General features: G+C 55.4%; 19 protein-coding genes. All 19 read right to left on the bottom strand.

Translation table 11 applies throughout. From position 1 onward, the window contains the following. Position 1 precedes the first annotated feature (1 nt). On the bottom strand, positions 2-1,834 hold the full coding sequence (glmS, locus tag ATI45_RS15230) for a glutamine--fructose-6-phosphate transaminase (isomerizing) (protein ID WP_098420456.1): 1,833 nt from the start codon (positions 1,832-1,834) through the stop codon (positions 2-4). Positions 1,835-1,927: 93 nt separating this feature from the next. Beyond that, positions 1,928-3,292: a bifunctional UDP-N-acetylglucosamine diphosphorylase/glucosamine-1-phosphate N-acetyltransferase GlmU gene (gene glmU / locus ATI45_RS15225; protein ID WP_098420454.1), complete on the bottom strand. Its 1,365-nt coding sequence runs from the start codon at positions 3,290-3,292 to the stop codon at positions 1,928-1,930. Between the two features lie 168 nt (positions 3,293-3,460). Continuing rightward, on the bottom strand, positions 3,461-3,883 hold the full coding sequence (locus ATI45_RS15220) for a F0F1 ATP synthase subunit epsilon (RefSeq protein WP_007351284.1): 423 nt from the start codon (positions 3,881-3,883) through the stop codon (positions 3,461-3,463). 35 nt (positions 3,884-3,918) lie between these two features. Continuing rightward, positions 3,919-5,313: a F0F1 ATP synthase subunit beta gene (atpD, locus tag ATI45_RS15215; RefSeq protein ID WP_098420452.1), complete on the bottom strand. Its 1,395-nt coding sequence runs from the start codon at positions 5,311-5,313 to the stop codon at positions 3,919-3,921. A 53-nt stretch (positions 5,314-5,366) separates the two neighbouring features. Further along, a complete protein-coding gene (gene atpG / locus ATI45_RS15210; RefSeq protein WP_098420450.1) occupies positions 5,367-6,227 on the bottom strand; it encodes a F0F1 ATP synthase subunit gamma in 861 nt (286 codons plus the stop codon). 67 nt (positions 6,228-6,294) lie between these two features. Further along, positions 6,295-7,839 (bottom strand): F0F1 ATP synthase subunit alpha, encoded by a 1,545-nt coding sequence (atpA, locus tag ATI45_RS15205; RefSeq protein ID WP_098420448.1) that lies wholly within the window; start codon positions 7,837-7,839, stop codon positions 6,295-6,297. A gap of 28 nt (positions 7,840-7,867) precedes the next feature. Next, positions 7,868-8,404 (bottom strand): F0F1 ATP synthase subunit delta, encoded by a 537-nt coding sequence (locus tag ATI45_RS15200; protein WP_098420446.1) that lies wholly within the window; start codon positions 8,402-8,404, stop codon positions 7,868-7,870. An 11-nt stretch (positions 8,405-8,415) separates the two neighbouring features. Then, entirely contained in the window at positions 8,416-8,886 is a 471-nt protein-coding gene (locus tag ATI45_RS15195) for a F0F1 ATP synthase subunit B (protein WP_098420444.1), read from the bottom strand. A gap of 97 nt (positions 8,887-8,983) precedes the next feature. After that, positions 8,984-9,211: a F0F1 ATP synthase subunit C gene (atpE, locus tag ATI45_RS15190; RefSeq protein ID WP_014873137.1), complete on the bottom strand. Its 228-nt coding sequence runs from the start codon at positions 9,209-9,211 to the stop codon at positions 8,984-8,986. A gap of 53 nt (positions 9,212-9,264) precedes the next feature. Beyond that, entirely contained in the window at positions 9,265-10,131 is an 867-nt protein-coding gene (gene atpB, locus ATI45_RS15185; protein ID WP_098420442.1) for a F0F1 ATP synthase subunit A, read from the bottom strand. A gap of 15 nt (positions 10,132-10,146) precedes the next feature. Then, complete coding sequence (locus tag ATI45_RS15180; RefSeq protein ID WP_098420440.1) at positions 10,147-10,539, bottom strand: ATP synthase subunit I; 393 nt, start codon at positions 10,537-10,539, stop codon at positions 10,147-10,149. 204 nt (positions 10,540-10,743) lie between these two features. Beyond that, entirely contained in the window at positions 10,744-11,619 is an 876-nt protein-coding gene (locus ATI45_RS15175; protein WP_098420438.1) for a ParB/RepB/Spo0J family partition protein, read from the bottom strand. 58 nt (positions 11,620-11,677) lie between these two features. Continuing rightward, positions 11,678-12,472 (bottom strand): ParA family protein, encoded by a 795-nt coding sequence (locus ATI45_RS15170; protein WP_098420436.1) that lies wholly within the window; start codon positions 12,470-12,472, stop codon positions 11,678-11,680. Positions 12,473-12,530: 58 nt separating this feature from the next. Then, positions 12,531-13,178 carry a 16S rRNA (guanine(527)-N(7))-methyltransferase RsmG gene (gene rsmG / locus ATI45_RS15165; RefSeq protein WP_098420434.1) on the bottom strand — a complete coding sequence of 216 codons (648 nt, stop codon included), beginning with the start codon at positions 13,176-13,178 and terminating at the stop codon, positions 12,531-12,533. Then, the gene (gene mnmG / locus ATI45_RS15160; RefSeq protein ID WP_098420432.1) at positions 13,179-15,065 is read right to left on the bottom strand and encodes a tRNA uridine-5-carboxymethylaminomethyl(34) synthesis enzyme MnmG; all 1,887 of its coding nucleotides are present in this window, start codon (positions 15,063-15,065) and stop codon (positions 13,179-13,181) included. A gap of 313 nt (positions 15,066-15,378) precedes the next feature. Beyond that, complete coding sequence (locus ATI45_RS15155; protein WP_098420430.1) at positions 15,379-16,722, bottom strand: MFS transporter; 1,344 nt, start codon at positions 16,720-16,722, stop codon at positions 15,379-15,381. Continuing rightward, positions 16,709-19,804: an efflux RND transporter permease subunit gene (locus ATI45_RS15150; RefSeq protein WP_098420428.1), complete on the bottom strand. Its 3,096-nt coding sequence runs from the start codon at positions 19,802-19,804 to the stop codon at positions 16,709-16,711. The genes ATI45_RS15155 and ATI45_RS15150 overlap by 14 nt, the downstream gene beginning before the upstream one ends. A 3-nt stretch (positions 19,805-19,807) precedes the next feature. Beyond that, positions 19,808-20,920: an efflux RND transporter periplasmic adaptor subunit gene (locus ATI45_RS15145; protein ID WP_098420426.1), complete on the bottom strand. Its 1,113-nt coding sequence runs from the start codon at positions 20,918-20,920 to the stop codon at positions 19,808-19,810. Between the two features lie 57 nt (positions 20,921-20,977). Beyond that, a complete protein-coding gene (locus ATI45_RS15140; protein WP_098420424.1) occupies positions 20,978-21,538 on the bottom strand; it encodes a DUF3833 domain-containing protein in 561 nt (186 codons plus the stop codon). Positions 21,539-21,568: the final 30 nt, after the last annotated feature.

Raw genomic sequence — 21,568 nt, 5'->3', positions numbered from 1 at the left:
CTTATTCCACCGTAACACTCTTCGCCAGATTACGCGGCTGATCCACATCCGTGCCTTTCAACACGGCCACGTGATAAGACAAAAGCTGTAGCGGCACCGTGTACACGATAGGCGCGGTAATCTCGTGTACCGAGGGCAGTGATAAAACATGCAGGCCTTCTTCCGCCTTCACGTTGGCTTGAGAGTCTGCAAACACAAACAGCTCACCGCCGCGGGCGCGGACTTCCTCAAGGTTGGACTTGAGCTTTTCCAGCATCGCGTTGTTCGGCGCTACCGTTACCACCGGCATGTCACTGTCTACCAGCGCCAACGGGCCGTGCTTGAGCTCGCCGGCCGGATAGGCTTCGGCGTGTATGTAAGAAATTTCTTTCAGTTTCAGAGCACCTTCCAGAGCCACCGGGAACAAAGAGCCACGGCCCAAGAACAAGCTGTGGACTTTGTCCAAAAAGGCGCCAGACAGCTCGGCGATGGCGCTGTCTAAAGCCAACACCTGCTCGACCTGTCCCGGCACTTTATGAAGCGCCTCGACGATTTCGGCTTCGCGCTCTTCGGTCAGGCCGTTGTGGCGCGCCAACGCCAGGGTGAAAATCAGCAGCGCGGTGAGCTGGGTGGTGAAGGCTTTGGTGGAGGCTACACCAATTTCCGGGCCGGCCTGGGTCATCATCACCAGATCGGATTCGCGCACCAGCGAGCTGCCTGGCACGTTACAAATGGCCAAAGCGGCGCGAAAGCCGGCTTTTTTAGCCTGGCGCAAGGCCGCCAGGGTATCGGCGGTTTCGCCGGATTGGGAAATGCACAAGAACAGGGTGTCGGGCTGGATTACGTGTTTACGATAGCGGAATTCGGACGCCACCTCCACTGAGCAGGGCACACCGGCTAGATCTTCAATCCAGTAACGGGCCACCATACCGGCGTGGTAACTGGTGCCACAAGCGATAATCTGTACGTGTCGCACGTTCTTGAGCAGGTCTCCGGCGGACGTTCCCAGCGCTTGTTCCAGCACTTTTTTGGCGGTCACCCGGCCTTCCATGGTGGCTTTGATGACACGCGGCTGCTCAAAGATTTCCTTCAGCATGAAGTGGCGATATTCGCCTTTATCAGCGGAATCGCTGCCGTGTTCAAAGCGATTGATGGGCCGTTCCACAACGTGCCCTTCGCGGTCGCGAATCTCCATACGGTCGCGGCGAATGTCAGCCATATCGCCTTCTTCCAGAAACATGAAGCGGTCGGTTACCGGCAGCAGTGCAAGTTGGTCAGAAGCAATGAAGTTCTCGCCGATGCCTACGCCAATCACCAGTGGACTGCCTTCGCGGCACACGACCATGTGATCGGGTTCATTGGCGTGTATTACCGCCAGGGCGTAAGCGCCACGCAGGTGGCTGATTGCCTGGCTGACCGCCTGATACAGATCGCCGGTGATGCGGTATTTTTTCTCGATCAGGTGGGCGATCACTTCGGTGTCGGTTTGCGAGGTGAATTCGAAGCCTTCGGCTTTCAGTTCCTCGCGCAGTTCCTGATAGTTTTCGATGATGCCGTTGTGCACGATGGCCAGGCGGTCACCGGACATGTGTGGGTGGGCGTTCATCTGCGAGGGCGCACCGTGGGTAGCCCAGCGGGTGTGGGCGATACCCACAGGACCCGCCGGCGGATTGGCAGCAATGGCTTCAGCCAAAGCAGCCACTTTGCCCACTTCGCGGGCGCGATGCACCTGTGCTGCGGAGTCAATCACGGCCATACCTGCCGAATCGTACCCGCGGTATTCAAGGCGACGCAGTCCCTCAAGAAGTATGCCGTGAACATCCCTTTCTGAAACCGCACCTACAATGCCACACATGCTGTTTGTCCTGTTCGTCGTAAGAATTGTCGTGAAAACGGTGAAAAAAGTTCTGGAAAGCAGTAAACAGTAAACAGTAAACAGTAATCGTACTCAGTGTTTTTTTGGCGGTTGCCAGCCGGGTATATTGCGCTGACGCCCGCGGGCAACTGCCAGTTCTTGCTCTGCGACATCTTTGGTGATGGTTGAGCCTGCACCAACGGTGGCGCCTGCGCCAATAGTGACCGGTGCGACCAAGGCACTGTTGGAGCCGATAAACACGCCATCACCTAACACCGTCTGGGACTTGTTCACACCATCATAGTTGCAGGTGATGGTGCCCGCACCTACGTTTACGCCGGCACCCAGCGTAGCATCGCCAATGTAGCTCAGGTGGTTAATTTTGCTGCCTTCACCCAAGATGGCTTTTTTGGTTTCAACAAAGTTGCCCACTTTGGTGTTGGCCGCCAACTGTGTACCCGGCCGCAAGCGCGCAAAGGGTCCAACTTGGGCATTTTCGCCCACGATGGCTTGCTCGATCACGCTGTGAGCGTGAATCTGCGCGCCGTCAGCTATGGTCGCATCGGTGATCACGCAGCCAGGGCCAATACACACATGGCTACCCAGGGTCACCTTACCGATAAACACCACGTTGACATCAATCAGCACGTCGTTACCAATGCTAAGCTCACCGCGCACGTCTACCCGCGCCGGGTCTGCCAAAGTAGCACCTTCAGTCATCAGGCGTTCGGCTTCACGGCTTTGATACCAGCGTTCTAACTCAGCCAGCTGCACGCGGTTATTCACGCCTTGTACTTCAAACGCATTGCTCGGTTGAGCAACGTTAACCGTCATGCCCGCCTGCACCGCCATGGCGATGATATCAGTCAGGTAGTATTCACCCTGGGCGTTGCTACTAGAAAGCTGTGGCAACCAAGTTTTCAAGTGGCCAGCCGTGACGGCAAGAATGCCGGTGTTCACTTCGCGAATCGCCAGTTGTTCCGCGCTGGCGTCTTTTTGTTCCACAATGGCCGTTACCTGGCCTGCATTGTTGCGCAGAATACGGCCGTAGCCCTGGGGGTTATCCAGAGTGACCGTTAGCAGTCCGAGGGATTTTTCATCCAGATTCTGAACCAACCCTTGCAACGTGTCCGCCGTAGTCAGCGGTACATCGCCGTAAAGCACCAGCACTCGCGCATCATCCGGCAAGCCTGGCAATGCTTGGGCAACGGCATGTCCGGTGCCTAGCTGTTGCTCCTGCATAACCCAGCTGACGTTATGGCCCGCAGAGGCGGCTTTTACCTGATCGGCACCATGGCCAACTACCCCGTGAATCCCCGCCGCGCCCAAGGTTTTGGCAGTCACTATCACGTGGTGCAGCATGGATCGCCCGGCAACCTTGTGCAGCACCTTTGGCAGCGATGATTTCATCCGGGAGCCCTGGCCTGCGGCCAGAATAACAACGTGCAGCGGTGACATGAGGTAACTCATCCTTTGTGGTCAGACTCTGTTTAACGGTGATGCAGATAATAAAAAAGCCGCATCCTTGCAGTGGGTGCCGGCATTGCACTCACCCAATACGGTGACACAACACCCGCTACCCACGCCGGGATGCGGCTTGTTCAGAGCGAGCCCTGCCGAACGATGTTAACGAACGTTCTTACGCAGTTTTTGCAATGTGCGTAGCTGAGCGGCGGCTTCTGCCAGTTCGGCTGCGGCACGGTAGTACTCGAACTCGCCCGTTTTATTCGCCAGTGTCGCTTCGGCGTCTTTCTGGGCCTGCAATGCTGCGGCCTCGTCGACGTCTTTCGCGCGCACCGCGGTGTCGGCCATCAGGGTGACAAGATTCGGCTGTACTTCCAGGTAGCCCCCGGACACATACAGAATTTCTTCTTCACCACCTTGCTTGATGATCCGCACAGCGCCCGGTTTGAGCGCAGACAGCAGCGGAGCATGGCCTAACTGAATGCCCAACTCACCCTCGGAGCCAGTAGCGATAAGCATCTCTACCAGACCGGAGTAAATCTTCTTTTCAGCGCTTACGACGTCGCAATGTACAGTCATAGCCATTATCTAAACCTCTTGGGTCAGAAATTGAAAGAGATTTACTTACTTTCTTTCAATTTCATAGCCTTCGCTTTTTCGACGGCTTCATCCATGGTGCCGACCATGTAGAACGCCTGTTCAGGCATATCGTCATAGTCGCCGTTAAGGATGCCTTCGAAGCTGCTGATGGTCTCTTTCAGAGACACATACTTGCCGGGCGAACCGGTAAATACTTCGGCAACGTGGAACGGCTGGGACAAAAATCGCTCAATCTTACGGGCGCGGGATACGGTCTGCTTGTCGTCTTCAGACAGCTCGTCCATGCCCAGGATAGCGATAATATCTTTCAGTTCCTTGTAACGCTGCAGAACGTTCTGCACACCACGGGCAACCGTATAATGCTGCTCGCCAATCACCAGCGGATCTAGCTGACGCGAAGTCGAGTCAAGCGGATCGATCGCAGGATAAATACCCTTGGAAGCAATGTCCCGGCTCAATACCACGGTGGCGTCAAGGTGGGAGAAGGTGGTGGCTGGTGACGGATCGGTCAAGTCATCCGCCGGTACGTATACCGCCTGGATAGACGTGATGGAACCGCTTTTAGTGGACGTAATACGTTCCTGCAACTCCCCCATCTCTTGAGCCAGCGTGGGCTGGTAGCCTACAGCGGAAGGCATACGGCCCAGCAGTGCAGACACTTCTGTACCCGCCAAAGTGTAACGATATATGTTGTCGATAAAGAACAACACGTCACGACCTTCTTCACGAAATTTCTCAGCGACGGTCAGGCCGGTCAGGGCTACACGCAAACGGTTTCCGGGGGGCTCGTTCATCTGGCCGTAAACCATGGCCACTTTGTCGAGTACGTTGGAATCCTTCATTTCGTAGTAGAAGTCGTTACCTTCACGAGTCCGCTCACCCACACCGGCGAACACGGACAAACCCGAGTGTTCTTTGGCGATGTTGTTGATCAGCTCCATCATGTTAACGGTCTTGCCTACGCCGGCGCCGCCGAACAGGCCGATTTTGCCACCTTTGGCAAACGGGCAAACCAGGTCAATAACCTTGATGCCGGTTTCCAGAAGGTCGGCAGATGCGGCCTGATCTGCATAGCCAGGCGCTTTTCGGTGAATCGCCCAACGCTCTTCTTCGCCAATCGGGCCCGCCTCGTCGATAGGGCGACCCAGAACGTCCATGATGCGGCCAAGAGTCTTGGTGCCCACAGGTACTGAAATCGGCTTGTGAGTGTTTTCTGCTTTCAGGCCACGCCTCAAGCCTTCGGTGCTGCCCATCGCGATGGTACGTACAACGCCGTCGCCCAGCTGTTGCTGAACTTCCAGGGTTGTTTCGCCACCTTCAAGCAGAAGTGCGTCGTAAATGCCGGGCACGGCATCACGTGGAAATTCCACGTCGATAACCGCGCCAATGATCTGAACGATGTGTCCGCTACTCATGCTCGGTTCCTCGCTATCTTCATAGTCAATAATACCAGTAGGATTGTGGCGGATCAGACCGATGCCGCGCCGCTCACAATTTCCGAAATCTCTTGCGTAATGGCTGCCTGACGAGCTTTGTTGTATACCAACTGCAGGTCTTTGATAATGTCACCGGCGTTATCGGTAGCACTCTTCATGGCAATCATCCGGGCAGCCTGTTCGCAGGCCAGATTCTCTACCACGCCCTGATAAACCTGGGACTCAATATAACGTGGCAGTAACCCGTCCAGAATCGGACGTGAATCCGGCTCGTAGAGGTAATCCCACTGGTGACCGATATCTTCTTCCGTGCCTTCCGGCAGCGGCAGTAATTGCTGTGCTTTTGGCATTTGCGTCATGGTGTTAACGAATTCGTTACTAACCAGGTACAACCGATCAATTTTGCCGTCCCGGAAAGAATCCAACATTACCTTAACGTTACCGATCAAAGCTTCCGCGCTGGGGTCGTCACCGATGTGCGTTAGCGCCGCGACCACGTTACCGCCGTAGCTGCGGAAAAATGAAGCGCCTTTCTGCCCAATGGCGCAGAGATCAATCGCAACATCTTTATTTTTCCAGTCACGCATTTCGCGCACCAGCAGTTTGAACGCGTTGCTGTTCAAACCACCGCACAAACCGCGGTCAGAGGAGATAACGATGTAGCCTACACGCTTCACCTCACGCTCAAGCATGAACGGATGCCGATAATCTTTGTTGGACTTGGCAATGTGTCCAATTACCTGGCGCATCTTTTCAGCATAAGGCCGAGTCGCCCGCATGCGTTCCTGCGCTTTGCGCATTTTACTCGCCGCCACCATTTCCATGGCGCTGGTGATTTTTTGCGTGCTCTTGATGCTGCCGATCTGATTACGTATTTCTTTTCCGATGGCCATAGGTCACTGCCCTTTCAAGTTAGACACTCATTTGGACCAACAGGCCCGCCGCAGCGGGCCGGCGCTGTTACCAGGTTTGAGTGGTCTTGAATTTCTCCAGCGCAGCTTTCAGGCCAGCGACAACGTCATCGTTGTAGTTGCCGGCAGCGCCGATTTTCTCAAGCAGATCATTTTGCTCGGCACGCATCCAATCCAGTAACTGTGCTTCGAACTCAACCACTTTGGTGACATCTATGTCATCAAGGAAGCCTTCGTTGGCGGCATACAGAACGGTCCCCATTTCAGCCACAGACATCGGGCTGTATTGGTTCTGCTTCATCAACTCGGTCACGCGCTGGCCGTGCTCAAGCTGCTTGCGTGTCGCTTCATCCAGATCCGAGGCAAACTGGGCAAAAGCCGCCAACTCACGGTACTGAGCCAGAGCCAGACGAATGTTACCACCCAGTTTCTTCATGATTTTGGTCTGAGCTGCACCGCCTACCCGCGATACCGATATACCCGCGTTCATCGCCGGGCGAATACCGGAGTTAAACAGGTTGGTCTCGAGGAAGATCTGGCCATCCGTGATGGAGATTACGTTGGTCGGTACGAAGGCCGACACGTCACCTGCCTGGGTCTCGATGATTGGCAACGCGGTCAAGGAACCGGTTTTACCTTTTACTTCACCGTTGGTGAACTTTTCAACGTAGTCGGCATTCACGCGGGAAGAGCGCTCCAGCAGACGGGAGTGCAAATAGAACACGTCACCTGGATAGGCTTCACGGCCTGGCGGACGACGCAACAGCAGAGAGATCTGGCGGTAAGCAACGGCCTGTTTTGACAGGTCGTCGTACACAATCAGAGCGTCTTCGCCACGGTCACGGAAGTATTCGCCCATGGTGGTGCCGGAATACGGTGCCAAAAACTGCATGGCTGCCGGATCTGCCGCACCTGCGGCCACCACGATGGTGTGATCCATCGCACCGTGCTCTTCCAGCTTGCGCACAATCGCAGCGATCGAGGACTGCTTCTGACCGATGGCAACGTAGATACACTTGATGCCGGAATTCTTCTGGTTGATGATCGCGTCGATGGCAACAGCGGTCTTACCAATCTGGCGGTCACCGATGATCAGCTCGCGCTGGCCACGGCCAACCGGGACCATGGTATCGATCGCTTTCATACCGGTTTGAATCGGCTGATCAACAGACTGACGTTCAATAACGCCAGGCGCTACCTTTTCAATCGAATCGGTCAGGCTGGTACCCAGCTCGCCTTTGCCATCAATCGGGACGCCCAGACCATTAACAACACGGCCCAGCAGTTCGCGGCCAACTGGAACCTCAAGAACACGGCCGGTACAACGAACCTTCTGGCCTTCGGCCAGGTCTTCGTAGTCACCCAGAACCACAGCGCCAACAGAGTCGCGCTCAAGGTTCAGAGCCATGCCGAAAGTGCCATTGGCGAATTCAATCATCTCGCCCGACATAACATCGGCCAGGCCGTGAATCAGCACAATGCCGTCTGCAACAGACAGAATGGTGCCTTCGTTTTTTGCTTCAGAAGAGATATCGAGCTTGTCGATTCTCTTTTTAATGATGTCACTGATCTCGGATGGATTCAGTTGCTTCATGCCTTTGTCCTCAAACCTTTTGCTGAAATCAGGAGCCCAGTGCTTTAGCCATTTTTGCCAGCTTGCCACGGACTGAAGCGTCAATAACCAAATCGCCAGAATTTACCACCACACCGCCAATCAATGAGCGATCAACAGCGGTTTCCAAGGCGACTTTACGCTCCAGCTTTCTAGACAATGCTTCTGCCAAATGTTGCTGCTCTTCGGGTGTCATTTCGTACGCCGTGCTTACCTTCATAGTCACCGTGCGCTCAAGTTCTGCGCGGTAAAAAGCAAACATGGTCGAAATTTCCGGCAGTAGCGCCAAGCGCTTGTTTTCAGCAAGAATCAACAGGAAGTTTCTGAGTGCTTCAGGCATCTGTTCTTCAGCGGTTTCGAAAAACAGCTCTGCCTTGCGTTGCTCAGACAGGCCAGGATTGGCCAGAATGTTCTTCACAGCTTTGTTGGCCGCCAAAATGCCCACGAACGCCAGCGCCTGATCCCAGGAATCGACGGCGTCATGTTCTTTAGCGGCTTCAAAAACGGCTTTCGCGTAGGGCCGGGCTAACGTTATCGGTTCTGCCATGGGTCCCTCGCTTAGAGTTGTGCGGCCAGCTTGTTCAGCATTTCGCTGTGCGCTTTAGCATCGACAGACGTTTCCAGAATTTTCTCGGCACCGGCAATGGCGAGTGTTGCCACTTCTGCCCTCAGTGCATCACGAGTCTGAACACGCTCCTGTTGAATTTCCGCCCGGGCTTGCTCAATCAGCTTTTCACCCTCTTTGCGAGCATCACCTTTGGATGCTTCCACAATCTGGGCGGCGCGCTTATTGGCCTGGTCGATAAGAACAGCGGCTTCTTCTTTGGCTTGATGCATTTGCTGGGCTGCTTTTTCCTGAGCAAGCTCAAGATCCAGCGAAGCCCGGTCAGCAGCAGAAAGACCATCAGCAATCTTCTTCTGGCGCGCTGCCATGGCTGCCGTAATCGGCGGCCATACATACTTCACGCAGAACCAGACGAAAATAGCGAAGGCAATCGATTGCCCTATTAACGTAAGGTTTATATTCACGGCAATATACCTCTTGCTATTCGTTGCATGCTAGTAACCAAAAAACCGGGCGCTTAGCTCTGAAACTCAGAACAACGCCCGCATCTTCAGGCTGTGTTTAGCCAGCAACAACGAAGATCAGGTACATCGCGATACCAACACCGATCATTGGAACGGCGTCCAGCAGACCAGCCATGATGAAGGTTTTAACTTGCAGTTGGTTAGCCATTTCTGGCTGACGAGCTGTAGCTTCAAGCAATTTTCCGCCCAGAATACCAAAGCCGATACCGGTGGCCAGTGCGCCCATACCGATGATAATCGCTGCTGCAATAAATACCATTTCCATTGAGAACTCCTCAGTTTTTAAGATAGTTAAGGGTTTGCTTTTTAACGGGTAAATCAGTGATCTTCGTGTGCTGATGCAAGATAAACTATGGTCAACATCGTGAAAATAAACGCCTGCAGCGGAACAACCAATATATGGAAAATGGCCCAGGGCACGCTCAGTGTCCACTGCGCCCAAAATGGCAGCAGCGCAATCAGAATAAATACAATGTCACCAGCATACATGTTACCGAACAAACGTAACGCCAGACTGATGGGCTTCACAATCAATACCAGGATTTCCAGTACCAGGTTCACCGGAATCAGCGCCCAGTGATTGAACGGCGTCATGCCCAGTTCTTTGGCGAAGCCCGTTATACCTTTGACCTTCAAGCTGTAGAAGATGATCAGTATGAACACGCCAATGGATATACCAAAGGTGGCGTTGGGATCCGTCGTCGGCACAATTTTGAAGTATTCGAGACCCATAAACTGGGCCAACATCGGAATGTAGTCAACCGGGATCAGCTTGAGCGCGTTCATCAGCAGAATCCACACGAAAATCGTCATCGCAAGTGGAGCAATTATCGGGTTGCGGGCGTGGAAGCCGTCGCGAACCAGACCTTCTATAAACTCAACGGTGGCTTCAACCAGATTCTGCAGACCACCCGGCACGCCCGTCGTTGCGCGGCTAGCGACAAAGCGGAACAGACCCAGGAACAACACGCCCATGGCAATAGACCAGCCCATGGTGTCTACATGGACAGCGATGAAACCCATGTCGGAGGCTTCTTGCGCCGTACGTGCAAAGGTCCAAGTGGCGTCGGTAAGTGCGGTGCCGTCTGCACGCATATATTCAATGGCACCATCCTGCGGTTCAAGCTTACCGTAAGTCAGATTCTGTAGGTGGTGCTTAATATACTCTACTGGGGTATCAGCCATTCTGCTCTCGTCCAGTCATCGCCGTGGTTGCGGCCGTATCAGCCAGCGCAATGCGCCGCCCGCTACAACCATCACAGCAAAAGTTAATAATAAAGCCGGCACGTATACCGGCTCCATTAAAGTGAAAATAGCCGCAAAAGAAACAGCGGTAAGGGCGATTTTGGTGGATTCCGCCCGGAACAAATTCCCCACCATTAGGCGCGCGTGACGGGCGCCCTGATAACGATACACCCGATGAACAAACCAGGCATTTGGCACTATGAAAATAAGACCGCCGATGAAGGCAGAATAACCGGCCAAAACGCTGTGTAGTGACCACAATAGGCTGATTATAATCAGACCTGTAAACTCTATGGCCAGCCAACGAGCTAATGGAACATAGGTGATTCGAGATTGCCGAGATTTCATATCACTGCCATTATCCCAAACGCGCAAAAGTATATGATTTTAGCAGTTGTTGTTCAACCAGACTCTGAGCGAAATCTGGCTAAAAATTCATCGGAGCACCATCGGAAACCCGCATTTATCACACAATGTGTGGCTGTTTCTGGAAAAAGTCACGACATCTGGTGTTTCTTAGCCATTTAGCCAAAGCTTTTTTTTATTTTCAATCTACTTGATATGGCCTAAAATTCCGTCTAATTCGTCCAATGAGCTGTATTCGATAACCAGCTTCCCCTTGCCACGCTGACCGTGATTAATCGCCACCCGTGCGCCCAGACGCTCGGCCAGATCGTCCTGCAAAGCCCGAATATTTGGATCCACCCTGGGCTTGGCCACTTTGCCGCTATCGGCTTTCTCTTGCTGCAACTGGCGCACCAGAGCTTCGGTTTGGCGCACCGACAATGAACGCGCCACAACCTGCCGAGCCACCTGCATTTGCTGCTCTGGCGCCAGAGTCAGCATGGCGCGGCCATGGCCCATTTCCAGATCGCCGTGTTCCAGCATCAGCCGCACATCTTCAGTCAAGCCAATCAGGCGCAGCAAGTTGGTGATGGTGGTACGTGACTTGCCGACCGCTTCGGCCACTTGAGCCTGAGTCAGCCCGAACTCGTCCTGTAAGCGTTGCAAGGCAAACGCTTCTTCGATGGGGTTCAGGTTTTCGCGCTGAATGTTCTCGATCAGGGCCATAGCGATGGCCGCTTCGTCTGATACGTCCCGGATAATAGCCGGTATTGACTCCAGGCCAGCCATCTGGGCGGCGCGCCAGCGGCGCTCACCAGCGATCAGCTCAAAGCGTTCAGCGGCCAGAGGGCGTACCACAACGGGCTGCATCACGCCTTGTTGGCGAATGGAATCTGCCAGCTCTTGCAGGGCTGCCGGGTCCATGTCACGGCGTGGCTGATAGCGGCCACGCTGAATCAAATCCAAAGCAATATCCCGCAGCTCGCCGTCTTGGCTGGCCGGTGTCTGCTCCAGATTTACGCGGGAATTCGCTAATAGGGCTTCTAGCCCGCGCTCCCCAAGTCCTCGTTTTTTCGCCGCCATGGTGTCAGCCAGTGTTTCCGTTAATGTCCATCAGATTGCGTTTTGCGTTGGCGGCATCTTACACCGCAACCGCGTCAGATGCTTTCTTTGCTCCGTGCCGGCGAACCATTTCACCCGCCAGAGCCAGATAGGCAATAGCGCCTTTCGAGGCTTTGTCGTACTTCAAGGCGGGCATGCCGTGGCTGGGTGCTTCGGCCAGGCGCACGTTACGGGGAATGACAACGCGGTACACTTTATCGCCAAAAAATTCGGTGAGCTGGCCAGACACATCCCGCGTCAAACTGCTGCGGGGGTCGTACATGGTACGCAGAATACCCTCAACCTGCAGATTAGGATTTACCGTTTCCTGAATCTGCTGCACCGTGTTCATTAGCGCTGCCAGGCCTTCCAACGCGTAATACTCACATTGCATCGGAATCAGAATGGAATCGGCGAACGACAGCGCGTTCACCGTCAGCAGGTTCAGCGATGGGGGGCAATCAATCAACACGTAATCGTAGTTGTCACGAAGCGGGTTCAGGGCTTGACGCAGACGATGCTCGCGGCCGATTTCCGCCATCAGCTCCACTTCAGCTGCGGTCAAATCACCGTTACCCGGCATGATGTCGTAGCCGCCTATTTCGTTATAAATGATGATCTCACTGGCGCTGGCACGCTTGGTGAGCAAATCATAACCAGAGAGTTGCAAAGCGTTTTTATCAATGCCACTGCCCATGGTGGCATTGCCCTGAGGGTCCATGTCTACCAGCAGCACCCGGCGTTTGGTCGCTGCCAGAGAGGCGGCAAGGTTGACGCAGGTGGTGGTTTTACCCACACCGCCTTTCTGATTGGTCACCGCAATCACGCGCGCCATCGCTTGCCTCCTGTGTCTGAATGGGTTGTCTGTCAGAGGATCAGCGCTGCTGGATTCCTCAGTGTGGGTGTCCGTTACGGCGAATAATCAGCAGGTTACGTTCACCCTCTACGCCAGGCACTGCCAGCCTATGACTAGAGTTTACCTGCCAGCCACGGCCAAGGGCAGCCACTTCATCATCGGGATACTGGCCTTTCATGGCAATAAACTCACCGTTACCTGCCAGCAAGTAGTCGCACCAGCTCACTTGGTTGTCCAGCGCGGTAAACGCACGGCTGCTGATCTGGGTAAACAGCTCACGGGGCTGGTACGCCTCGGCGCGACTGTGAATAACGTCCAGGTTGCGCAATCCCAACTCCAGCACACACTGCTTAAGGAAGCGGGTTTTCTTACCGTTACTGTCCAGCAGAGTAAAGTGTGTGCCTGGCAAAGCAATGGCCAGCGGAATTCCCGGCAAACCGCCACCAGCACCAGCATCCAGTAAGTGGTGGGTGGTCACAAACGGCAGGATGCTAAGACTGTCCAGCAGTTGTCGCGACACCATCTCGCGCTCGTCACGCACGGCAGTCAGGTTAAAGGCCTTATTCCATTTTGCCAGCAACGCCAGAAATGCCAGCAACTGTCGCTGTTGGCCAGCGTCGAACTTGAGTTCCATTTGTGCCAAGCCTTCGTCAAGCTGACGCTGCCATACCGAATTTTGTGCCATTTACGCGCTCTGCTTGCGCAACAAGTCGCGCTTTTTCATATGCACCAAAATTTGGCTTATGGCGGCCGGTGTAACGCCTTGAACTCGGGAGGCTTGGGCGACGGTTTCAGGTCGCACGGTTCCTAGCTTCTGCTTGATTTCGTTGGATAATCCGCCAATTATGCCATAATCCAGATCAACTGGCAGCGCGGTGTTCTCATTTTTGCGCAGGCGCTCAATCTCATCGGCCTGGCGCGAAATATAGCCTTCGTACTTAATCTCGATTTCAACCTGGTCAGCCACTACGGCGTCATCGGCCCGATATTCCGCGATATCGGCAATGTGAGCGTACACGATTTCCGGGCGCCGCAGCAGCTCGGCCAACGTGTGGTCGCGGCCCAGGGGCTGCTTCAGATACTGATTGGCGCGCTCACCCGCAGCGGTGTTCGGGTGCACACGCGTGCCTTCCAGACGACTGCGTTCGGTGCCTATGGCATCGCGCTTGGTGTTGAATTTACTCCATCGCTCGTCGTCTACCAGGCCCAGTTCGCGGCCGCTGTCGGTCAGGCGCAGGTCAGCGTTGTCTTCGCGCAAAATAAGTCGGTATTCGGCGCGGCTGGTGAACATGCGGTAAGGCTCGGAGGTACCCATGGTGATCAAGTCATCCACCAGTACACCAATGTAGGCCTCATCACGGCGCGGATACCAGGCGTCTTTTTCCTGCGCCTGACGTGCTGCGTTAATGCCCGCAAGCAAGCCTTGGGCTGCCGCTTCTTCGTAACCGGTAGTACCGTTAATCTGGCCGGCGAAATACAGACCCTGAATGAACTTGGTTTCCAGGGTGTGGCGTAAATCCTGCGGGTTCAGATAATCGTATTCGATGGCGTAGCCCGGGCGCATGATGTGGGCCTTTTCAAAACCCGGAATTGACTGCACTGCCCTAACCTGGATATCAAACGGCAAGCTGGTGGAAATGCCGTTGGGATAAAGCTCGTGCGTGGTCAGGCCTTCAGGCTCGACGAAAATCTGGTGCGAGCTCTTGTCGGCAAACCGGCTTACCTTGTCTTCTAAAGACGGGCAGTAGCGTGGGCCAACACCGTCAATTTTGCCGGTGAACATCGGTGAGCGGTCAAAGCCGCTGCGAATAATGTCGTGGGTTTCTTCGGTGGTACGGGTGATATAACAGCAAACTTGCCGTGGGTGTTCAGCGCGGGAACCCATAAACGACATAACTGGCGATGGGTCATCGCCCCACTGTTGCTGCATCACTGAAAAGTCTACGCTGCGGGCGTCAATGCGCGGCGGCGTGCCGGTTTTCAACCGGCCAACGTTAAACGGTAACTCCCGCAGGCGCTCGGCCAACGCATTGGCCGGAGCATCGCCAGCACGGCCACCGGCGTGATTCTTCATGCCAATGTGTATGATGCCGCCCAGAAAAGTACCGGTGGTCAGCACCACTGTTTTTCCCAGGAAACGGATGCCGGTCTGGGTGACTACGCCGGTTACCCGCTCGTTCTCCACAATCAGATCATCGGCGGACTGCTGGAACAGAGTCAAATTGGGTTGGTTTTCCAGTATTTCGCGAATGGCAGCCTTGTACAGAATGCGGTCGGTCTGGGCGCGGGTAGCGCGCACGGCGGGGCCCTTGCGGCCATTCAACACGCGAAACTGGATGCCGGCCCTGTCGGTGGCACGGGCCATGGCTCCGCCTAACGCGTCAATTTCTTTTACCAGATGGCTTTTACCGATACCACCAATGGCCGGGTTGCAGGACATCTGCCCCAGGGTCTCAATGTTGTGGGTCAGCAACAGGGTGTGTGAGCCCATGCGCGCCGCTGCCAACGCGGCTTCGGTGCCGGCATGGCCACCACCAATAACAATGACATCGAAACGGGTCGGAAAATCCACAAATCACCTCAAACAACGGGAACAGAATCGAGTAAAAACAGGGCGGGGAGTATAACGCTTCGGCTGCTAAATTGCAGTCGGGATGTGCAAATTTTAACCAGTTAAGGCAAGCCTTAACAAAATTCCTCAACGGCCTCAGAAATGGCCGTGAAACTGGCTAGATTTCAACCGCTTGTCAGACCTTATTCAAGTCCGTCACGATAAAGTTATCCACAGATCGGCGCATGCATTAACTGCCCTTATTAACAACATAACGACTTGTTTTATATGCCTTTAAAAAAATAAATTCAATTGTCGCCCGCAGCTTGTTCACTTATTTATCCACAGGTATGACGATTGATTTTTGCCCTTTGTAGCGGCGAATCCGTAACACCAGCGGCAGCACAAGCAAATTCACCACAGACAAGATCAACAGAAACAATGGAATACTCAAACCGGCAATTCCCAGCAGCAACATACCCGCCAGCGCACTGACCAGCATAAACAACGAATTGATGACGTTCAGCGCAGCGATAATGCGGGCGCGTTTGTGGGCCTCGGTGGCACTCTGAATATAAGCGTACAAAGGCACAATAAAGAGCCCGCCGGCGGTGCCAATCAACACCAGATCGACCAGCAGCCTCCAGTATTCAGGCTGGCTCAGTAACAACCACCAAGTGGTTGGCACGGCGCTGGCCGGCAGTGCGAAAAACAGATCGATACCCGGTAAGGTTAAACCCAAGGCGCCCCAGGGCACGGGCGTCAGGCTGACACTGTGGTGGGTTAGCCGCTCACACAACACCGAACCACTGGCAATTCCGACAATAAACAGTGACAGCAACAAGGTAACAACGGTTTCATCGCCCTGCAGATGCAGCCGGGCAAAATTGGGGAACTGGGTTAGATAGGCTGCGCCCAAAAACCAGAACCAGGAGATGGCCAGTATTGCCAGCAACACCGGCCGCTGTTCGGCGGCCACCGTCATCAGACGCCAACTTTCCCGCAGGGGCTGCCAGCGCATGGGGCTCATTGAGTTTGATAGTTCCGGCGCGGCTGTCGCGGGTATTTGGCGCGCGCTCAAGTAACCCAATAGCGCCATGATGACCACGGCAAAGGCTATCAGCGGAGTTGCCAGGGGCAAACTGGCCAGTACGCCGGCGGCAATGGTGCCCAGCAGTATGGCCACGAATGTGCCGCCACTCACCAGACCATTACCACCCACCAGCTCGCTGGGCTCCAGCACCTGGGGCAAAATGGAATATTTGACCGGGCCAAAAAAAGCGGACTGGGTGCCCATCAGGAACAGTAGACACAGCAATACGCCGTACCAACCTTGCCACAACGCTGACGCCGCCAAGGTCATGATGACGATTTCTGCGGCTTTCACCCAGCGAATAATGCGGGCTTTTTCGTGACGGTCAGCCAACTGGCCAGCCAGCCCAGAAAACAGAAAATAGGGCACAATGAACAAAAACGCAGCCAAATTAACCACCAGGTCCACCGGCAGGCCGGCCCAGCCTGCTGTGGTGAAGGTGATCAGCAGCAAGAGCGCGTTTTTGTACAGGTTGTCGTTAAAAGCGCCGCTGAACTGAGTCAGGTAAAACGGCAAAAATCGCCGCTGGCGCAGTAGCTGAAACTGGCTCGAGCTGCTATTAGTACTGGTGTCAGGACTGCTCACTGAGCGCTTCCAACTTTCGCTCAACGGTGTTAGCAGAGCTGGCAAAGCGCGCCAGCAGATTGTACAGAACCGGCACAATGAACAGCGTCATGCTGGTGGCGAACACCAGCCCGCCCAGTATGACCACACCAATGGCGGCACGGCTTTCGGCGCCGGCACCGGTGGCCAGTACCAGAGGAATAGCACCAAACACCGTAGAGATGGTGGTCATCAGCACCGGGCGGAAACGCAACACTGAGCCTTCCACAATGGCGTCGCGTACCGAATAGCCCTGATCCCGCAGTTGATTGGCAAATTCGACAATCAAAATGCCGTTTTTCGCCATCAACCCCAGCAACATAATAATGCCAATCTGACTGTAAATATTCAGGCTGATACCAGTCCACCACAGGGCCATAAGTGCACCGGTAATCGACAACGGCACCGACAGCATGATAATCAGCGGGTGAATCCAGCTTTCAAACTGCGCAGCCAACACCAGAAATACAATCAAAAACGCCAAGCCAAAGGTGATAAAAATAGCCGATGAAGATTCCTGAAACTCCCGTGACAACCCGCGATAGCTCAGCCGCGCTTCCGGTGGCAGAGTGTCCATCGCCAGGGTGTTCAGGTAATCCAGCGCCGAGGCCAGGTCATAACCGTCAGCCAGGGAGCCACTGATCACCACCGCTGGCAGCCGGTCGATGCGGCGCAAATCCGGATTGGCGCCGATTTCTTCCCAGCTCACCAAAGCCTGCAAAGGCACCATCTGCCCGCCTTCCCGCGGGCGCAGGAAAATCTGGCCCAGGTCTTCCGGCGTGGCACGGTCAGCGTCTGCGGCCTGCAAAATCACGTCGTATTCGCGGCCACGGTCAACGTAGGTGGTCACCTGGCGCGAAGCCAGCATGGTTTGCAGGGTTAAACCCACATCCTGCACGGTAATGTCCAGGTCGGCGGCGCGCTCGCGGTCTACGTTTACCCGCAATTCCGGTCGAGTCAGTTCAAAATCGGTTTCAAGACTGAGAAGGTTGGGGTTCTGTTTCGCCCGTTCGACCAGTTCCTCACTCCAGGCTTGCACCGATTCGTAATCCGGCCCCGCCACCACAAATTCCACCGGCTGGCTGAAACCGCGCTGGCCCAAGCCCGGTGGGTTGATGGGAATAACCCGCGCCCCCGAAATCCGGCTCATTTTCTGGCGGATCTCATTCGTTACATCCTGCTGCCTGATGTCGCGCTCGTTCCAGGGCACCAGGCCCATGATCATAAACCCGCGGTCTTCCTCACCGCGAAAGCCCACGATAGACAGCATCCGGCTGGCTACGCCGTCTTCCAGATAAGGCAACAGCTGCGCTTCGGCCTGGCGTACATAGTGATCGGTGAACTCTACGGTGGAGCCGCGGGGGGCACTGACCGGCATGATGATGGTGCCGCGGTCTTCGGTTGGCGACAGCTCTTGTGGCAACTGGGGGTATATAGCACCGGCGGCCACCAGCCCCACCAACCCTAACCCCAACCACAAACCCGGCTGGCGCAGGGCAAACTCCAGAGCGCGGCGATAACCACGGGCAAGGCCATCGAGACTTTTCTCAATGATCGCCCAAAAGCCCTTGGTCTGCCCGGCCTTGGGGCTAGGACGCAGCCATTTTGAACACAGCATGGGCGCCAAGGTGAGCGCCACGAAACTGGAAAACACCACCGCTGCGGCCAAGGTAAAACCGAATTCGGCAAACAGCCGGCCCACGTTGCCACCCATAAAGGAAATGGGCACAAACACTGCCACCAGGGTAACGGTGGTGGCAATCACCGCAAACGCCACCTGGCGCGCACCGTGATAGGCCGCTAGCAGCGGCGCCTCACCGTCATCAATGCGGCGCTGAATGTTTTCCAGCATCACAATGGCGTCATCCACCACCAGGCCAATGGCCAGTATTACTGCCAGCAACGTCAGCACGTTCACCGAAAAACCAAGAAAACCGAGGCCGATGAAAGCACCAATCACCGCCACTGGAATGGTCACCGCCGGGATCAGGGTGGCACGCCAGGAGCGCAAAAACAGAAAGATGACCAGAATGACCAAGGCCACAGAAATGGCCAGGGTTGTTATAACCTCTTTGATCGATGCGCGAATAAACACCGATTCGTCGTAGCTTTCAGCAATCGACACTTCTGGCGGCAGAGATTCGCGAATCTGCGCCAGCTCCGCCTGTACTGCGTCCGACACCGCCACTGTGTTGGCTTTTGACTGGCGAATAATGCCCAGGCCTATGGATGTCTGACCGCTAGCACGCAGGGTACCGGAGTCATTTTCAACGCCCATTTGCACATTGGCCACTTCACCCAGACGCAGCAGATCGTTGCCGGAGCGGCGCACCACCAGATTGCGGAACTCATCAACGGTGGTCAGTCGGCCCTCGGCGCGCACTGTAAAGTTGCGGGTAGACGATTCTATCGAACCGGCAGGCAGTTCCACGTTATTGGCCCGCAACGCCTGTTCTACCTCGGCGACGGTAACGTCCCGCGCGGCCAGCTTTTCCCGGTCTAGCCATACACGTATAGCGTAGCGCCGTTCGCCACCAACACGCACATCCGCCACACCATCCAACACCGAGAAGCGGTCTGCCAGAACACGGTCGGCGTAATCGCTCAATTCTGCGCTGTCCCACACGTCACTGCGCAGGGTGATCCACATCATTGGGCGGGCGTCGGAATCGGCTTTACTTACCACCGGCGCGTCGGCTTCTTCCGGCAGCTGGTTGCTGATGCGCGATACCGCATCGCGCACGTCGTTGGCGGCAATGTCGATATCGCGGCTAGTGTTGAATTCAATGCTGGTGCGGGATTCGCCCTGCTCGGTGGACGATTCAATAGAGCGTATGCCTTCGATACCGCTGATGGCGCCTTCAATCAATTCGGTAATCTGAGTATCCACCACTTCGGCGGCGGCGCCGGTGTAATCGGTGCTGATGGACACCACCGGCGGGTCGATATCCGGGTATTCGCGCACCGGTAACCCCATTAACGCGGTCAGGCCGAACACCACAATCAACAGGCTTAATACCGTGGCAAACACCGGTCGTTTGATCGACACATCAGACAGCACCATGGCTTAAGACTCCCCGCCGTTGTCTGCGCCTGCGCCGGAAATAAAGCGGTTAGCAGGCAGCTGCGCGTCAGGGTTTGGCGACACCCGTTCGCCACTACTCAAACGATCCTGACCCGTTACGATAACCTCGGCGCCCTCCTCCAGGCCCTCAATCACTTCTACCTGGCCCGGCATACGTGCGCCCAGGCTGACAGTCAGGCGCCGGGCAATGCCATCTTCAGCCACGAACACGTAGCTGTTATCACCGCGCACAATCACCGCTTGTTCAGGAATCACCAAAGCCCGACGCTGCTGCAGAGTCAGGCTGGCCGACATGAACTGGCCCGGGCGCAGGCGACCATCGGCGTTGTCAATCAGCGCGCGCACCGCCAGGGAACGATTGAGCTCACTCACCCGCGAATCCAGCGCCACCAGCTCACCGCCAAATGCCTGCCCCGGGTAGGCCGGAGACTCGCCCTGCACCGTTAGGCCCGCTTTAAGCTGGCCCAGGTAACGTTCCGGCACTGAAAAGTTCAATTCCATACGGCGGGTACTGTCGAGTGTCGCAAGGCGGGTGCCTGCGGTGACGTAAGCGCCCAGGCTGATATCACTGAGGCCAGTAACGCCGGCAAACGGTGCAGTAATTCTATGGTTTTCCAAATTGACTTTGGCCGCAACGCGCTGTGCCTGAAGCACGTCGGCGGCGGTGCGCAGCTCGTCCATCTGGGCAATGGCGATGTTGCTATTGGTGCTAAGCTTGCGGGCGCGATCGTATTGGCGTTTGGCGTCCTCCAGGCGTGCTTCGGTAACCTGCAGATCGGCCTGAGCCTGGCGGTCGTCCAGGCGTAACAGCAAATCGCCTTTGGCCACCCGCTGCCCGGGCTCAAGGTTCAGTTGCACCACCCGGCCGCTAAGTTCCGTGGTCAAGGCAATGGAGTCTTCGGCCTGCAGATTGCCCACTGCTTTTACCCGGTCACTCACGGTGGTGCGTTCCGGAAAGGCCACGGCCACCGATGTGGGCGCCCGCTCGCGAGCACTCGATGCACCCGCATCAGCATTACTGTTGTAATACTGCACCAGCCACGCTGCCGCAAGAGCAGCCACCAGTAGCACCGCCGCAATCAGCCATTGCTTCATAAGTGTTCAGCCTGTGTCTTATCAATCCGCTCGCAGTCATTCACGCTGCACTGGCGGTCAGGGTTGTTTTTGAATAACCAGAACGATTTCGCCCACATCAATCCCCCACTTACTCATGGTGGTTTGATTAATCAATGTATCCGGCGTTACCAGGTACATCCAGTCGTCCATCCGTACCTCAAGGGTGCCATCACCGTAGGCCACCTCAAGCATATAATTCATGTGTATGGCATTACCCGACCAGCGCATGGTACCGGCTTCGGTAACGTCACCGGCGGTGGCGCGATAACTCTCGCCGTCTGGCGTTAAGGTCCATACCCGGGTTTGTACTTCGCCATCGTCAAAACGGAACACCTCGTCTAACGTGCCCACGCCCTGCTCGGTCCATGATGCCTTTATGTCCGCGTCAAAGGTACGAATAACAGCGCCAGACCAGTCTTTGACCACACCGCGTGCAGACAGGTTGCCAGTAAAGAATTGGTCGGGCACCAGCGCCGGTGAGCGATCTTTATAATCATCCAACGATGGGCCGGCGCAACCGCTGAGCAAAAAGAACGGTAGCAGTATCCACAGTCTATTCCAGCCCCACACACGGCTGAAACTCAAAATTTGCATCATTTTTACTCTCCCTGAGACTATGGCGTGGTG

Origin of the sequence: Marinobacter sp. LV10MA510-1 (assembly GCF_002563885.1) — a bacterium.
Lineage (GTDB): Bacteria > Pseudomonadota > Gammaproteobacteria > Pseudomonadales > Oleiphilaceae > Marinobacter.
This window is presented reverse-complemented; position numbering and strand designations above follow the sequence as displayed.

Bases quoted from the DNA above. Each gene is read 5' to 3' on its own strand.
- glmS (WP_098420456.1), bottom strand. From the start codon at position 1,834: ATGTGTGGCATTGTAGGTGCGGTTTCAGAAAGGGATGTTCACGGCATA.
- glmU (WP_098420454.1), bottom strand. From the start codon at position 3,292: ATGTCACCGCTGCACGTTGTTATTCTGGCCGCAGGCCAGGGCTCCCGG.
- ATI45_RS15220 (WP_007351284.1), bottom strand. From the start codon at position 3,883: ATGGCTATGACTGTACATTGCGACGTCGTAAGCGCTGAAAAGAAGATT.
- atpD (WP_098420452.1), bottom strand. From the start codon at position 5,313: ATGAGTAGCGGACACATCGTTCAGATCATTGGCGCGGTTATCGACGTG.
- atpG (WP_098420450.1), bottom strand. From the start codon at position 6,227: ATGGCCATCGGAAAAGAAATACGTAATCAGATCGGCAGCATCAAGAGC.
- atpA (WP_098420448.1), bottom strand. From the start codon at position 7,839: ATGAAGCAACTGAATCCATCCGAGATCAGTGACATCATTAAAAAGAGA.
- ATI45_RS15200 (WP_098420446.1), bottom strand. From the start codon at position 8,404: ATGGCAGAACCGATAACGTTAGCCCGGCCCTACGCGAAAGCCGTTTTT.
- atpE (WP_014873137.1), bottom strand. From the start codon at position 9,211: ATGGAAATGGTATTTATTGCAGCAGCGATTATCATCGGTATGGGCGCA.
- atpB (WP_098420442.1), bottom strand. From the start codon at position 10,131: ATGGCTGATACCCCAGTAGAGTATATTAAGCACCACCTACAGAATCTG.
- ATI45_RS15180 (WP_098420440.1), bottom strand. From the start codon at position 10,539: ATGAAATCTCGGCAATCTCGAATCACCTATGTTCCATTAGCTCGTTGG.
- ATI45_RS15175 (WP_098420438.1), bottom strand. From the start codon at position 11,619: ATGGCGGCGAAAAAACGAGGACTTGGGGAGCGCGGGCTAGAAGCCCTA.
- ATI45_RS15170 (WP_098420436.1), bottom strand. From the start codon at position 12,472: ATGGCGCGCGTGATTGCGGTGACCAATCAGAAAGGCGGTGTGGGTAAA.
- rsmG (WP_098420434.1), bottom strand. From the start codon at position 13,178: ATGGCACAAAATTCGGTATGGCAGCGTCAGCTTGACGAAGGCTTGGCA.
- ATI45_RS15150 (WP_098420428.1), bottom strand. From the start codon at position 19,804: ATGGTGCTGTCTGATGTGTCGATCAAACGACCGGTGTTTGCCACGGTA.
- ATI45_RS15145 (WP_098420426.1), bottom strand. From the start codon at position 20,920: ATGAAGCAATGGCTGATTGCGGCGGTGCTACTGGTGGCTGCTCTTGCG.
- ATI45_RS15140 (WP_098420424.1), bottom strand. From the start codon at position 21,538: ATGATGCAAATTTTGAGTTTCAGCCGTGTGTGGGGCTGGAATAGACTG.